15 protein-coding genes and 1 tRNA gene are annotated in these 13,667 nt (G+C 61.2%); 9 read left to right on the forward strand and 7 right to left on the reverse strand.

Features of this window, described 5'->3' with window-relative positions:
* Positions 1-25 precede the first annotated feature (25 nt).
* Entirely contained in the window at positions 26-241 is a 216-nt protein-coding gene (locus MRY17_RS03775; protein WP_003171680.1) for a hypothetical protein, read from the forward strand.
* On the opposite strand, the gene yacG is transcribed toward MRY17_RS03775, so the two are convergent.
* From yacG to MRY17_RS03795, 4 genes are read right to left on the reverse strand one after another with little or no spacing between them, the layout of a single operon-like run.
* Positions 238-438 carry a DNA gyrase inhibitor YacG gene (gene yacG / locus MRY17_RS03780; protein WP_003188437.1) on the reverse strand — a complete coding sequence of 67 codons (201 nt, stop codon included), beginning with the start codon at positions 436-438 and terminating at the stop codon, positions 238-240. The two genes, MRY17_RS03775 and yacG, sit on opposite strands and share 4 nt — an antisense overlap.
* Positions 435-1,058, reverse strand: a complete 624-nt coding sequence (gene coaE / locus MRY17_RS03785) for a dephospho-CoA kinase (protein WP_181282724.1) — start codon at positions 1,056-1,058, stop codon at positions 435-437. Before coaE ends, yacG begins: the two co-directional genes overlap by 4 nt.
* The gene (locus MRY17_RS03790) at positions 1,055-1,921 is read right to left on the reverse strand and encodes a prepilin peptidase (RefSeq protein WP_279308381.1); all 867 of its coding nucleotides are present in this window, start codon (positions 1,919-1,921) and stop codon (positions 1,055-1,057) included. The genes coaE and MRY17_RS03790 overlap by 4 nt, the downstream gene beginning before the upstream one ends.
* Entirely contained in the window at positions 1,918-3,126 is a 1,209-nt protein-coding gene (locus MRY17_RS03795; protein ID WP_279308382.1) for a type II secretion system F family protein, read from the reverse strand. Before MRY17_RS03795 ends, MRY17_RS03790 begins: the two co-directional genes overlap by 4 nt.
* Before the next feature lie 198 nt (positions 3,127-3,324).
* On the opposite strand from MRY17_RS03795, the gene MRY17_RS03800 reads away from it, so the two are divergent.
* From MRY17_RS03800 to MRY17_RS03810, 3 genes are all read left to right on the forward strand, one after another.
* A complete protein-coding gene (locus MRY17_RS03800; RefSeq protein ID WP_181282733.1) occupies positions 3,325-3,738 on the forward strand; it encodes a pilin in 414 nt (137 codons plus the stop codon).
* A 64-nt stretch (positions 3,739-3,802) separates the two neighbouring features.
* Positions 3,803-3,878, forward strand: a tRNA-Thr gene (locus MRY17_RS03805).
* A 173-nt stretch (positions 3,879-4,051) separates the two neighbouring features.
* Positions 4,052-4,357: a DUF6388 family protein gene (locus tag MRY17_RS03810; protein WP_181282722.1), complete on the forward strand. Its 306-nt coding sequence runs from the start codon at positions 4,052-4,054 to the stop codon at positions 4,355-4,357.
* A gap of 119 nt (positions 4,358-4,476) precedes the next feature.
* Here MRY17_RS03810 and nadC read toward each other — a convergent pair whose 3' ends face one another.
* On the reverse strand, positions 4,477-5,325 hold the full coding sequence (nadC, locus tag MRY17_RS03815) for a carboxylating nicotinate-nucleotide diphosphorylase (protein WP_243353320.1): 849 nt from the start codon (positions 5,323-5,325) through the stop codon (positions 4,477-4,479).
* Positions 5,326-5,568: 243 nt separating this feature from the next.
* On the opposite strand from nadC, the gene MRY17_RS03820 reads away from it, so the two are divergent.
* The 5 genes from MRY17_RS03820 to MRY17_RS03840 all read left to right on the forward strand — a co-directional run bounded on the left by MRY17_RS03820 (position 5,569) and on the right by MRY17_RS03840 (position 11,911).
* Positions 5,569-7,725 (forward strand): DUF1631 domain-containing protein, encoded by a 2,157-nt coding sequence (locus tag MRY17_RS03820; RefSeq protein ID WP_243353321.1) that lies wholly within the window; start codon positions 5,569-5,571, stop codon positions 7,723-7,725.
* 61 nt (positions 7,726-7,786) lie between these two features.
* Positions 7,787-8,350: a 1,6-anhydro-N-acetylmuramyl-L-alanine amidase AmpD gene (ampD, locus tag MRY17_RS03825; protein WP_181282719.1), complete on the forward strand. Its 564-nt coding sequence runs from the start codon at positions 7,787-7,789 to the stop codon at positions 8,348-8,350.
* Entirely contained in the window at positions 8,347-9,183 is an 837-nt protein-coding gene (gene ampE, locus MRY17_RS03830; RefSeq protein ID WP_181282718.1) for a regulatory signaling modulator protein AmpE, read from the forward strand. Before ampD ends, ampE begins: the two co-directional genes overlap by 4 nt.
* A gap of 1,468 nt (positions 9,184-10,651) precedes the next feature.
* Positions 10,652-11,356, forward strand: a complete 705-nt coding sequence (locus MRY17_RS26555; protein ID WP_411566719.1) for a methyl-accepting chemotaxis protein — start codon at positions 10,652-10,654, stop codon at positions 11,354-11,356.
* A 126-nt stretch (positions 11,357-11,482) separates the two neighbouring features.
* Entirely contained in the window at positions 11,483-11,911 is a 429-nt protein-coding gene (locus tag MRY17_RS03840; RefSeq protein WP_181282716.1) for a hypothetical protein, read from the forward strand.
* Here the strand turns inward: MRY17_RS03840 and MRY17_RS03845 are convergent.
* A complete protein-coding gene (locus MRY17_RS03845) occupies positions 11,858-12,634 on the reverse strand; it encodes a TatD family hydrolase (RefSeq protein WP_181282715.1) in 777 nt (258 codons plus the stop codon). The genes MRY17_RS03840 and MRY17_RS03845 overlap by 54 nt on opposite strands.
* A gap of 2 nt (positions 12,635-12,636) precedes the next feature.
* Entirely contained in the window at positions 12,637-13,632 is a 996-nt protein-coding gene (gene cra, locus MRY17_RS03850) for a catabolite repressor/activator (protein WP_181282714.1), read from the reverse strand.
* Positions 13,633-13,667 lie beyond the last annotated feature (35 nt).

A 13,667-nucleotide genomic window follows, 5' to 3' on the forward strand; every position in this document is an offset into this window, starting at 1 on the left:
CTGCGAAATTTCAGGAGCACCGATCATGAGTGTGTACGAATGGGCACGGCAGGAGTTGCGTAGAAGCCAGGATGCAGCGCAGGAAATCGGTTTTGATCCGGGCTTGACCCTGCGCGCCATGCTCAGCGCAGTGGTGCAGCAGAGCAAGGGCGTGCGCAGCTTTGAAGACCTGGCCGACGAGTTGCAATACCTTGCGGAAAATCTCGACGACCAGCAGGAATATGCCTTTATGCGGCCTTAGTGGCGTGGCGGCAGGTCTTCGGAAAACAACTCGTCCTCGGCGTCCGGGGCCACCGGTATCTTGTGTTCTTCAGCGGCCCAGGCACCCAGGTCGATGAGTTTGCAACGGTCCGAGCAAAACGGCCGGTTGAGGTTGGTCGCTTTCCATTCCACGGGGGCACCGCAGGTTGGGCAATCGACGGTCAAGGGTTGGCTCATGATCGGCCTCCACGCAAAGTAAGGTAAAAGTGGTGCAGTCGCTCGACCTCACGGTGCAGCCAGGCAAGGTCCTGGTCATTGACCAGTACGTCATCGGCATGGTTCAGGCGGTCTTCGCGGCTCGACTGGGCCTTGAGAATGGCCTGCACCTGTTGCTCGCTGATGCTGTCGCGCTGCAGGGTACGCTGAATCTGCAGGGACTGCGGCACGTCGATCACCAGAATGCGCTGGGTCATACTGTATTGGCCGGACTCGATCAGCAGCGGTGACACCAGAATCGCGTAAGGCGAACGGGCGCGTGCCAGGTGATCGCGAATTTCTTCAGCGATCAGCGGGTGCAACAGGCCTTCGAGCCAGCGACGCTCTTCGGGTACTTCAAAAATCAATGTGCGCAACGCCGCACGGTCCAATTGGCCGTCCGGCTGCAGCACAGCGCTGCCGAAATGCTCGGCAATGCGCGCCAACGCAGGCCGGCCGGGCTCGACCACCCAGCGGGCGGCATGGTCGGCGTCGATCAGGTCGACACCCAGCCGGGTGAAGTGCTCGGCCGCAGCGCTTTTACCGCTGCCGATACCGCCCGTGAGGCCGAGAATCCAGGGTGTTGCAACAGGAGTGGTCATCTGAAACCGACAGACTGCAAATAGAAGTCGGTTATTTGACCACCCCAGAGCAATGCAATCCAGCCGGCAATTGCCAGGCAGGGGCCAAATGGCATCGGTGCCGACATAGGCGTCTTGCGCCCGCGCATCAGCAGCAGCCCGGCAAACAAGCCGAGCAGTGACGCCATCAGCAGCGTCATCGGCAGTATCTGCCAGCCGCCCCAGGCACCCAGCAGCGCCAATAGCTTGAAGTCGCCATGGCCCATGCCATCCTTGCCGGTGACCAGCTTGAACAGCCAGAACACGCTCCACAGGCTCATGTAACCGAGCACCGCGCCCCATAACGCATCGGGCAATGTCGCTAGCAGGCCCAGGCTATTGAGGACAAGCCCCAGCCACAGCAGCGGCAGCACCATGACATCCGGCAGCAGTTGGTGATCCACATCGATCAGGCTCATGCCCAGCAACCCCCAACTCAGCAGCATCACTGCGCCGGCCTGCCAGCCAAAGCCGAAGTGCCAGGCAACGATGGCGGATATCAGCGCACAGGCCAGTTCAGTGAAGGGGTAGCGCGCGCTGATCGCTGCACGGCAATGGGCGCAACGTCCCTTGAGCATCAGGTAGCTGACCAGGGGGATATTCTCCCAGGGGCGAATCGGCTGGTCGCAGTGTGGACAGCACGAATTCGGGCGCATCAGGTTATAGACCGGCTCCGCTGGCGCGGCGGGCAGGCCGAGGATCTCATGGGCCTGGGCGCGCCATTCGCGTTCGAGCATTTTGGGCAGACGCCATACCAGCACATTGAGGAAGCTGCCAATGATCAGGCCCAGCACCAGCGCCATGCCGACAAGTGCCCAGGGCTGCTCGCCCAGCAACGCGCTCAAAATGCCGAACCCAGTTGAAATACCGGCAGGTACATTGCAATCACCAGCGCGCCGACGATGCTCCCCAGCACCACCATGATCAGCGGTTCCATCAGGCTGGTGAGGTTATCGACGAGGGTCTCTACGTCGGCCTCGTAATGGTTCGCAACTTTTTCCAGCATGTGGTCCAGGGTGCCGGACTCTTCGCCGATCGCCGTCATCTGGATCGCCATGCCTGGAAACAGGCCGTTGGCGGCCATGGATTGATTCAACTGCATGCCTGTGGATACATCGTGGCGCATATGTTCGATTGCCTGTTTGAAATGGCCATTGCCGACAGCGCCGGCCACTGAGCCCAGCGCCTGCACCAGCGGGACACCTGCCGCAAAGGTGGTTGCAAGCGTGCGGGCGTAGCGTGCGACGGCAGCTTTGGTCAACAGTTTGCCTGCCAGGGGGACTTTCAACAAACCCGCCTCCAGTCGATAGCGAAACCCCGCAGAGCCACGGTAGGCGTGACGCAGCCCGCCGAAGGCCGTGCCCAGGCCCAGCGCCAGCATCCACCAGGCCTGTTGCAGAAAATCGGAAAGGGCGATGACCGCGAGGGTAAAAGCGGGCAATTGGCTGTCGACTCCGGCGAACAGGTTCTGGAACTGCGGCACCACTTGTATCAACAACACTGCGCTGACCAGTCCGGCCACCACCAGCACTGCAAGAGGGTAGGTCATGGCTTTTTTGATTCTGGTTTTGAGCCGCTGGCTTTTTTCCAGATGAATGGCCACGCGCTCCAGCAGCGTTTCCAGGGCACCGGCCTGTTCACCGGCGGCAATCAAGTGGCAGTACAGGTCATCGAAGTAACGGGGATATTGGCGCAGCGTGCTGGTCAGGCTGTTACCGGCGGCGACGTGTTGCTTCAGACCCTTGACCAGCTCGCGCAGTGTGCGGTTTTCAACGCCCGCGCTGATGATGTCGAAGGCTTGCAGCAGCGGGATACCCGCCTTCAACAGCGTCGCCAACTGGCGGGTGAACAGGGCAATGTCCGCCGGCAGTATCGGCGCAGCCAGGCTTGGCAGGCCTGGCGATTGCCTGCGCACACGCTCGGGGCAGATTCCTTGTTCGCGCAGTTGTGCATTGACTTGCGCAAGGTCACGCGCCGCGATTTTTCCGCACACCCAGTGGCCTTTGCGGTTGATGCCCTGCCAGGCGTAGATCGTCGAGCTGTCTTTCATGTCGCGTTCGCACATGCAGATTAAGAATTTACAGCTTAGCCAGCGGGCGGATACAGGCAGGCTGGCGTTGGGCGATAAAATGTCAGATTGTGCTTCCGGTATGCAATTGGTCGCGCAGGGATGAGTACACTGGCGCCGCTGCACAATGCAGGGCGCAGGAAGCGCCTTGTCACGGTTCTATTCTGGAGAGTGAAAGTGATGCGTCAGAAAGGCTTTACCTTGATCGAGTTGTTGATCGTCGTGGCAATCATCGGCATTTTGGCCACGATTGGCTTGCCCATGTACACCAAGCACCAGGCCAAGGCCAAGTTCACGGCCGGGTTGGCGGAAATCAGTGCGTTGAAGGCCGGCTACGAAGATGTCATTAACCAGGGCGCCGTGCCCACGGTGCCGTCGATTGGCGGCAAGAGCCCCACGGCCAATTGCAAGGTCGATGTGACAGGAGATGTCGCCACGGGCAGCGGCTCCATCAGCTGTGAAATCCTTGATGCGCCTGCTCCCGTGCTGGGCAAGACGATCACCTTGACGCGCAGCGCCACCAGCGGCTGGACGTGCGCAACCACCGCCGAGGCGCAATACGTGGCCAAGGGTTGTGGCGCCAACGGCGCATAACGGCTGCCGGGCGGTGAGCGAGCTGGTTGCCGCATGTCCAATGCGGTGCTAGCTTTAGCCCACCGCCCGTGTAGCTCAGCCGGTAGAGCAGCGCACTCGTAACGCGAAGGTCGCAGGTTCGATTCCTGTCTCGGGCACCAAGGCAACACTGTTTCAAGAGCATGTTTCAAGAGCATGTTTCAAAGGCACTGTTTTCAGATGATCCCAGAATGGTTCTGAAGGCCAGACGAGCCGGCATTCGCGCCCGCTCTTTCGTATCTGCGCAACCTTGATGACCCAGATGCATCCCCATTCCTCGATCTAAGAGAACGACATGACCACGACTGAGATGACCCAGGAAGTTCGGCACCAGGCAGCCCTCGACAAATACCTCGAGGCAACGCCGCAGCTCAAAGAAGAGATCAAGGACCTGAGCGCGGACGACCAGCGTGATCAGGTTCAGTGGGCATTCGAGGACGAGGCAGAGAGCCAGAACCTCCAGCCTTGGGAACTGACCCTCAAATACACCTCTACCCCGGAAGAGTTCGAAGCCTCACGGCTCGCCTTGCACAAGGAAGCGGCCGAAGTGCTGGGTGTCGAATGGGAAGAGTACTGCGAGATGAACAATCTTGTAGTCTAAACGCCGCCAGTAGGAGCGAGCTTGCTCGCGAAAAACGTTAACGATAACGCGTGACATCCGAGTGCACGCGCTGCCTTTGAGTTTTTCGCGAGCAAGCTCGCTCCTACAGCCAAGGCTCTTTAGATACTCAGCCGCATCGATAAATCCACGGCCTTCACATCCTTGGTCATCGCGCCAATGGAGATGTAGTCAACACCGGTCTCGGCGATGGGCAGCAGGGTGCTTTCATTGATGCCGCCGCTGGCTTCCAGCTTGGCCACGCCCGCGTTCAGCCGCACGGCTTCGCGCATGTCGTCCAGGCTCAGTTCATCCAACATGACGATATCGGCGCCCGCCGCCAATGCTTCGCGCAACTCCTCCAGGCTTTCCACTTCGACCTCCACCGGCTTGCCCGGCGCGATTTTGTGGGCCGCGCTGATAGCCTGGGCAATGCCCCCGCACGCGGCGATATGGTTTTCCTTGATCAGGAAGGCGTCATACAGCCCGATGCGATGATTGTGGCAACCGCCGCAGGTGACCGCGTATTTCTGCGCCAGGCGCAGGCCCGGCAATGTCTTGCGCGTGTCCAGCAGCTTGACCTGGGTGCTGGCGACGAAATCCGCCAGGTATCGGGCACGGGTGGCAACACCTGACAGCATTTGCAGAAAATTCAGCGCACTGCGTTCACCAGTGAGCAGCGAGCGCGCCGGGCCTTCAAGGTGAAACAGCGGTTGGTTGGGACTGACGCGTTCACCATCGGCCACCTGCCAATGCACGGCGACGCGTGGGTCCAGTTGGCGGAATACCGTATCCACCCAGGCCGTCCCGGCGACAACGGCCGCATCGCGGGTAATGATCGTGGCCTTGGCCAGCCGTTCGGCCGGGATCAACTGTGCGGTGATATCACCACTGCCGATGTCTTCCAGCAGTGCGCGGCGCACGTTGGCTTCGATTTCGGCGGCGAGGTCGGCAAGACGCAGGTTCGGCATAACGGGCTCCACAGACAAAGTGCCAGGATTATAGGGGCTGCGTGGACTCGAACCCAGCCTCGTCACTCATTTACCGCGCAGGGCAGAGTTTACTGGCGCAACGCCCCTGATTTGCCGATAATCTCGCGCCTTGCAATTGGCGTCATAGCTTTGACGTCCTGATGGTGACCGGTATCTGCAGCGCCCAGAAGCCCTGAGTCCGTTACTTGCCCATCTAAACACCCGCCGTTTCAGGAGGCCAGGATGCACAATGACGGGAAGGTGGTGCCTATCAAGCAGGCACAGGCCACGCCATCGCCGCTCGCACGTCTGCCGGTGGTGGTGGTGCAAGTGCGTGACAAAGCGGCGCAGCAGTTGCAACAGGGGTTGCAGGAGCTGTTCGATAACGCCGACGACACCCTGTTCGAAATGGCCGACAAGTCCCGCAGCACGGTTGACCAGCATATTTTCTTTGAGGCCATGCGCGACCTGCGCCTCAAGCGCAAGAACTTCGAGCGCGTGTTCATGGAGCAACTGTATGCCGTCTTTGCCGCACTGAGCCAGGCCGATAGCGGCGAGTTGCATCCGGTGCCAGTGGTGTCCTACGAGATGGCGGGCGCTACCCGGGCGGATGACCGGGAAAAAGCCGTGGCACTGGAGGCAATGCTCGGTCGGGTGCAACACCGTGACGGCTTGGCGCTCGGACAACTGAGCGCGCGCTTGAGTGAAGTGCTGGGCAGGCCCATGACCGATCATGAGAATCCTCTGGGCCCTGCACGGCTTTGCCAGTTTTTTTTGCAGGCGGGGCGCAGTCTGGGGGTGGAGATCCGGGTCAAGCTGATCATGCTCAAGCTTTTTGAGAAATACGTGCTCAGCGATGCCGACCAGCTCTATGGTGAAGCCAATCAACTGCTGGTTGCCACCGGGGTCCTGCCTGGACTCAAGAGCGTGCCATCCCGTCGTGCGGGTGGGCGCGCGGCGCGTGAGCGTCAGCACCAGGCTCGTCCGTCGACCGCCGAACCCCCTTGTGACGAAAACGGCGTGGAGGCCTTTACCGCCTTGCAAGCGTTGCTGGTCGGTGTGCGCGGCAGCGTAGCGCCGACCCTTGAAGCCAGCGCGCAACCGCAACCCATCGCCAGCCGAGACCTGCTGCGCCTGCTGTCGCATTTGCAGCAATATGTACCGGAACCTGGGGCCGAGGACGATTTCGACCTGCGCAACCAGCTCGCACAGTTGCTGACCCGGGGCAGCGTCAAGAGCGGCAAGTCGCGGGTGCTGGAGGCGGCCGACGAGGATGTGATCAACCTCGTCGCGCTGCTTTTTGAGTTCATCCTCAATGACCGCAGTGTTCCCCACGCCTTCAAAGCCCTGATCGCTCGCTTGCAGATTCCGATACTGAAAGTCGCCGTTCTGGACACGAGCCTGTTCAGTTGCCCCGGGCATCCGGCGCGATGCCTGCTCAATCAGATCGCCAGCGCCGCCATGGGTTGCAGCCCGCGCAATGGCTATCAGAACGACAGCCTGTACCTGCGTATCGAACAGGTCATCCAGCGCCTGTTGAATGAGTTCATCGAAGACCCGGCGATTTTTTCGCAGTTACTGGCGCAATTCAGCACATTCATCAATCAAGAACAGCAACGCAGTGAGTTGCTTGAGCAGCACACCCGTGACGTCGAGGAAGGGCGCCTGCGTACCGAGGTCGCTCGCCAGCGCGTGGCGCAAGCGCTGAACCGCCGGTTATCGGGCAAGGTGCTGCCGCCGTTCGTGGTGCAATTTGTGCAACACACCTGGAGTCAGGTGCTGTTGCTGGCCAATCTCAAGCACGGCGAACACTCGGTGCAGTGGCAGACCGGGCTGCGCACCATGGATGAATTGATCTGGAGCGTCGGCCTGCATGAAGACACCGAGGCGGGCCGGCATCTGCTGGAGCAATTGCCGGGGTTGCTCAAGTCGTTGCGTGACGGGCTGGCCAGTGCGGCGTTTGATCCTTTCAGCACACGTGAGTTCTTTTTACGCTTGCAGAACGTACATGTTCAAACCTGTGAAGGTGAGGGCGGCGACGGACTGATTGAAGTTCGCGAACCCTTCGTTCTCGGCACCCAGTTGCCGGACGCCGTCGAAGACCTGCCGCATGATGGCCCGGATCTGCTCAAGGTCCACCAACTGCGGATCGGCGGTTGGGTGGAGTTCCAACAGGACGAGCACACAATGCTGCGGTGCAAGCTCACGGCGATCATGGCGCCGAACCATCGTTATATTTTCGTCAGCCGTACGGGGCTCAAGGTCCTGGAGAAAACCCCCGGGCAACTGGCTGCGGCTTTCAAGCGCGGCGCTCTGCGCAGCCTGGACGAGGGTCTGCTGTTCGACCGCGCGCTGGCTGCGGTGATGGGCAACCTGCGTCAACTCAATCGCCGCAAGTGATCGCAAGCGCAGGGCGGAACGCGGCATACTGGTAACACTTCGTCTCATTCAAGGAGCCTGTATGCAGTTGGACCCCGTCAGTGGTTGGTTGGAGGGTATTCGCCATTGCCCTTCGCCCAACTTCAACGAGCGCCCGGCAGGCGAGGTATCGCTGTTGGTGATACATAACATCAGCTTGCCCCCGGGGCAGTTCGACACCGGTAAGGTGCAGGAATTTTTCCAGAATCGCCTGGATGTAACGGAGCACGTCTACTTTGAAGGGATCGTCCACCTACGGGTCTCTGCGCATTTTCTGATTGAGCGCGACGGTGCCGTGACGCAGTTTGTGGCGTGTCGGGACCGGGCCTGGCACGCGGGGGTTTCCAGCTTTGACGGTCGGGACACCTGCAACGATTTTTCGTTGGGCATCGAGCTCGAAGGCACGGACGATCTGCCGTTCACCGATGCCCAGTACCAGGCGCTGATTGAGCTGACGCGCCAGTTGCTTGCAGCCTACCCTGCGATCACCCTTGAACGTATCTGCGGTCACAGCGACATCGCTCCCGGCCGCAAAACCGATCCGGGCCCGGCTTTTGATTGGAAGCGCTTTCGTGGCGCGCTGCAGGATGGAGGACACAAACTATGAGTTTCCTGGTGCTGGTGCTGGCGGTGTGGATCGAGAAGTTCTCGGCCTTGCGTCAGCGGTTGCAGCGCGACGGCGGCTGGCTGCGTGAGCTGGCCAAGCTTGAATCGAGCCCGCGCATGGGCAAGCGGCCCTGGCTGATCCTGCTCGTGCTGGTGGTGCTGCCGGTGGCGCTGCTGGGCTTGCTGCTGCTCGTGCTGGAGCCCGTGGCCTATGGCTTGTTGGCATTGCCGGTGCACGTGCTGGTGGTGATCTACAGCCTGGGCCGTGGCGATCTGTTGGCCGGGTTGGGACCGTTTCGCGATGCGTGGCGTCGTGGGGATCTGCAAGCCGCCGAGCATGTGGCCGAACGTGACCTGAAGCTGGGTGCCGACAGTGGCGAGCAATTGCTCGAGCGGGTGCAAGGCTATTTGCTGTGGCAGGCGTACCAGAGCTTTTTTGCGGTGATTTTCTGGTATTTCCTGCTGGGCCCGGTGGCTGCTCTGGCCTATCGCCTGCTGGCGCTGGCCAGTGAGCACAGCCAGAATCCCTTGGTAGCCGAACGCGCCACGCAAATGCGCCACGCCTTTGACTGGCTGCCGGTGCGCCTGCTGGCGGCGAGCTTTGCCCTGGTGGGCAATTTTGTCGGGGTCAGTCGGGTCATGCTCCACGAATTGCTGAGCTGGGATATCAGCGCTGCACGGCTGGTCGAAAAGGTCGGCCTGGCCGCCGCGGAAATACCGCCGCCGGTGGTGGGCGCCGAAGGTATCACCAGTCTGGATCAGCTGTGGGAACTGCTGCTGCGTGCGGCGGTGTTGTGGTATGCCGGGTTTGCAATCTGGACCGTATTGCCCTGAGACAACCGGCAGGGGCAACCCCTGCCGTTAACCTTACGTTACAAAACTCTCTTTCAAATTGAGCTATACAGACAGGGCGCCCAATAGTGGCTATTTGCCGCCGCCCTGCGCCTCAATAAAAATAAAGAAGGGGAGATCACCTGTGAAGCGCTTGCTCTATCCCGCCGTCGCGTTGATGAATCGCCTGAGTTTCGGCCTGAAGTTCAGTCTGATCAGCGTGCTGTTCCTGCTGCCGATGCTGGCGACCAACTATTACCTGGTGCGTGACGCCTGGGCCGAGTTCCAGGGGACTCGCGTTGAACTGCAAAGCCTCGATCTGCTTGGCAGCAGCCTGGTGGTGCGTCGCGAGCTGGAAGCGCTGAATAACCTGGTGCAGATCAACGCGGCCCTCGGCCAGTCCGGAAAGGCTGGCGACCTTGAAGCCAGAATCCATGCCCTGGAGCAGAGTGTGCTCGGCCGTGTGCAGGGGCTCAGCGCGATGACTACCGAGCCCGAGCAGGTTGCCGCCTTCGATGCCAAGCGTGACGAACTGATCGCTGCGTTCAAGGCTCAACAACAGGAAACGTCACTGCTCAACAAAACTGCGATGATCGGCAAATTGCTCAACCAGGCCCAGATACTCAGCCAGATCATCGCCAGTCAATCGGGCTTGAGCCGGGATTCGCAGAGCGATCTGCGCCAGCTCAGCGAGCTGATCATCGCCGTCACCCCACACGTCACGCAGTTGCTCGGGGAAGGGCGTGCGATGGGCGCGTATTCCCTGGGCCAGGGCTTTATCAATTCATCCTCCAGCACGCGCTTTGACGATTTGCTGCAGCAGTTGGAAAAGCTCCAGGGCGAATATGGCCTGAAGCTGCAGGATGCGCTCGGCGCCAGCCATGCCGCGCGGGTGGCGCTTGATCCCGTGGCGCAAGCCAGCCGGGCCAGCCTCAAGCAGGGCGCTGACCTGTTCGAAGAGCGGGTGGTGGTGGCTGAAACCCTGGACGCGCCGTGGCAGGCCTTTTATGACGACGTCAGCCAATTGATGGCAAAGACCTATCAACTCGATGACGCCACCCTGGCATTCCTCAAGCAGCAACTGGAGCAACGCCTGGCGCAAAAGCGTCTGCACATGCTGCTGTTGGTCACGGCGCTGGTGGCGGTATTTGCGCTGATTTTCTACTTGTATGCAGGCTTCTACGCGTCCACGCGCACGACCTTGCGCAGCCTTGGGGCAATGATGGATAAAGTGGCGGCCGGGGATATGACCGTCAGCTTCGTGGCCGAAAGTCGCGATGAACTGGGGGATCTGGGTCAGGTATTCAATGGCACCGTGGCCAGGATCCACGACCTGATCGAGCGCGTCGGACACACGGTTGGCCAGGTCGAGCTACAAGCCGGGCAGGTACAGGCGGTCTCGGCGCAGAGCAATCAGGCGGTGTCCGGCCAGCGCAGCCAGATCGAGCAAGTGGCGACGGCGATGAACCAGATGTCTTCCACCGCTCAGGAAGTGGCGCGCAGCGCCGCAGCCGCTGTCAGCAGCGCCCGCAGTGTCAACGATGAAACCGTCAGCGGCCGTGGGCTGGTGCAGTCCCAGCAAGGCAGCATTGCGCGCCTGGCGTCGGAGATCGATGAGTCGGTGCGGGTGATCAACCAGTTGGCTGCCGACAGCCAGTCCATCAGCAGCGTGTTGGACGTGATCAAAAGCATCGCCGAGCAAACCAATTTGCTGGCGCTCAACGCGGCGATCGAGGCCGCGCGCGCCGGCGAGCAGGGGCGGGGTTTTGCGGTGGTGGCCGACGAGGTGCGTACGCTCGCGCGGCGTACCCAGCAGTCCACCGAAGAAATCGAACAGATGATCGGGCGCCTGCACAGTGGCGTCGGCGCAGCGGTCAAGGCCATGGGGGCCAGCCATGACATGGCCAATGGCACGGTAGGGCAGTCGGAAAAAGTCCAGCAAGCCCTGGAGAACATCCTCGGGGCGGTAGGCATGATCGTCGATCAGAACCAGCAGATCGCGGCCGCCGTGGAGCAGCAAACGACGGTCGCCCATGAGATCGATCAGAATATCGTCGCCATCCATCGCGCGGGTGAGCACGCCGCCCAGGGGGCCGACCAGACCGAAGCGGCCAGCCATCAGTTGTCGCAGCAGGTGATGGAATTGAAGCAATTGATTGGCGCGTTTCGCGTGTAGGAATTGTCGGTGGGATTTAACTTGGCAGGGCGTGGCACTTGTCCTGATTTCGCTGCTGGCCTTTCAAAGCGGCGTGAATAGGTGAAAATTTGTATCACCTGGTCACGGTCTCAAGGAGGCACGGCGATGGCCGCTGTCATCGGCATCAAAGGGCATTGCGCCCACTGCGACATGACATTTGAACTCAAGCCCTGGCAATTGAATGCCATCGCCATCGACGAACCCTTCGTCTGTACCTATTGCCACGCGTGTCTGCAGTTGTGTTGCCGAAAGCAGCTGCGGCGCTTTCGTGCCCTCGACCACTGGGCCCTGGTGCCGCCCGGCATGATCATGCTGACGTGCGCGACCCTCCTGGCGGCGCTGTTTGCAGAATGGCTGGGGCTGCTCAGTGTGATCGGGCAATTCAACATTTCGCTGGCGACGCTGTTGATCCACTTTCTGGTGCTGCGCTACGTGCGTCATCGGCAAAGGATGACCTTGAATCTGCAGGCGGTCAGCCGTTTACCAATGGAACAGCTCGCACGCGTTGCGTGTGCTCGCCTCAGCCAGCCGTGATGCGCTGATGCCCATCCGCTCGGCCAGGGCGCTGCAGATAGCCGGCAAGTGTTGTGGGCTGTTGCGCCGGCCCGGATACATGGCCGGGGCCATATCGGGCGCGTCGGTCTCCAGCACCACGGCGTCCAGCGGCAATTGGGCCAGCACCTTGTGCATGCGCAAGGCCTGCGGCCAGGTGGCGGCACCACCCAGGCCCAGCTTGAAACCGAGCTTGATGTACTCGCGGGCTTCTTCCCGGCTGCCGGCGAACGCATGAACGATGCCGCCGCGCGGCAGGTGGATGCGCTTGAGTGTGGCGATCACCGCCGCGTGACTGCGGCGTACGTGGAGCAAGGCGGGCAGGGCGAAATCCACCGCCAGTTTCAACTGGGCTTCGAACAGCGCTTGCTGGCGCGCTCGGTCCAGATGCTCAAGAAAGTAATCCAGGCCGATCTCACCCACGGCGCACAGCTGCCGGTGGCCCTGCAGGCGCGTCAGCCAGTCGCCCAATTCCCGCAGATCGGTCGGACGATGCTCATCGAGATACACCGGGTGCAGGCCGAAGGCGGCGAAAAGGCCTTCATCCTCCACCACCAGATCCCACAACCGTTGCCAATTGCGCTGATAAACCCCCAGCACCACCATGCGCCGCACGCCGAGTTGACGGCTGTGGGCGAGGACCTGCGGACGGTCAGCGTCGAAGTCCGCGAAATCCAGGTGGGTGTGGGTATCGATCAGCTCCACGCTCAGGCCTCGTGAATACGCTGCTTGAAGGTTCGGCTGATGCCGTGTACGCCGGGTTCATACTGTTCTTCTTCAATGGCCGCGAGGGCCAGGCGCAGGGCGGTGTCGGCGATCAGTTGATGCTGCTGGGCCATGGCGTTGACCGGCAGCGGCAGGAAGTCCAGCAACTGCGTATCGCCGAAGGTGCCCAGGCGCAGGGGCCGCGACTTGAGCGGGAAGTCGTGCAGGGCGTCAAACACACCTTGCAGCAGCACGTAGGAGGTGGTCACCAGAGCGTCAGGCAGATGCCCCAGGCGCTGCAGTAATTGCTCCATCAGCTGTCGCCCGCAGTCACGGCTGAAGGCTTCGCCCTGTTCGATGATGACCTCGCCGGTGAAGCCTTGCAGGGCTTCACGGAAACCAGCGGCACGTTCCTGGCTGATACTCAGCTCCGGATGTGCGCCGATCAGTGCGATTTGCTTGGGCAACGGTTGCAGCAGGCTGCCGGTGAGCTGCTGGCAGGCTTGGCGGTCATCGCTGACCACCGAGCAGAACTGACTGGGTTCCATGACCCGGTCGATGGCGATCACCGGCAAGCCTTTGGCTTGCAGCTCGCGATAGCTGTCATCCTCGGCCGGCAGGCAACTGGCGACAAACAGCGCATCGCAACGCCGGGCGCGGAACAGTTGCAGCAACTGGCGCTCGCTGTCAGCCTCGTCATCGGAGCTGGCGATCAGCAATTGATAGCCGCGCGCCCGTGCGCCTTGTTCGAGCAACTTGGCAATCCGTGCGTAACTGGGGTTCTCCAGGTCCGGCAGGATAAAGCCCAGGGTGCGCGTGTGCCGGCTGCGCAATCCGGCCGCTTGTGGGTTAGGTGTAAAACCGTGGGCCTGGACCACTGCCCGCACCCGCTCCACCGTCGCGGAGCTGATGCGTTGTTGTTCGGCCTTGCCATTGATGACATAGCTGGCGGTGGTCACGGACACACCGGCCAGACGTGCGATATCACTGAGTTTCAAACCGGGTTTCCTTGTTTTTTTGAGCGTGCCCCGAC

The organism is Pseudomonas orientalis (assembly GCF_022807995.1).
Lineage (GTDB): Bacteria > Pseudomonadota > Gammaproteobacteria > Pseudomonadales > Pseudomonadaceae > Aquipseudomonas > Aquipseudomonas orientalis_B.

Bases quoted from the DNA above. Each gene is read 5' to 3' on its own strand.
- MRY17_RS03810 (WP_181282722.1), top strand. From the start codon at position 4,052: ATGACCACGACTGAGATGACCCAGGAAGTTCGGCACCAGGCAGCCCTC.
- MRY17_RS03775 (WP_003171680.1), top strand. From the start codon at position 26: ATGAGTGTGTACGAATGGGCACGGCAGGAGTTGCGTAGAAGCCAGGAT.
- ampD (WP_181282719.1), top strand. From the start codon at position 7,787: ATGCAGTTGGACCCCGTCAGTGGTTGGTTGGAGGGTATTCGCCATTGC.
- coaE (WP_181282724.1), bottom strand. From the start codon at position 1,058: ATGACCACTCCTGTTGCAACACCCTGGATTCTCGGCCTCACGGGCGGT.
- MRY17_RS03820 (WP_243353321.1), top strand. From the start codon at position 5,569: ATGCACAATGACGGGAAGGTGGTGCCTATCAAGCAGGCACAGGCCACG.
- MRY17_RS03795 (WP_279308382.1), bottom strand. From the start codon at position 3,126: ATGAAAGACAGCTCGACGATCTACGCCTGGCAGGGCATCAACCGCAAA.
- yacG (WP_003188437.1), bottom strand. From the start codon at position 438: ATGAGCCAACCCTTGACCGTCGATTGCCCAACCTGCGGTGCCCCCGTG.
- MRY17_RS03840 (WP_181282716.1), top strand. From the start codon at position 11,483: ATGGCCGCTGTCATCGGCATCAAAGGGCATTGCGCCCACTGCGACATG.
- nadC (WP_243353320.1), bottom strand. From the start codon at position 5,325: ATGCCGAACCTGCGTCTTGCCGACCTCGCCGCCGAAATCGAAGCCAAC.
- MRY17_RS26555 (WP_411566719.1), top strand. From the start codon at position 10,652: ATGTCTTCCACCGCTCAGGAAGTGGCGCGCAGCGCCGCAGCCGCTGTC.
- ampE (WP_181282718.1), top strand. From the start codon at position 8,347: ATGAGTTTCCTGGTGCTGGTGCTGGCGGTGTGGATCGAGAAGTTCTCG.
- MRY17_RS03800 (WP_181282733.1), top strand. From the start codon at position 3,325: ATGCGTCAGAAAGGCTTTACCTTGATCGAGTTGTTGATCGTCGTGGCA.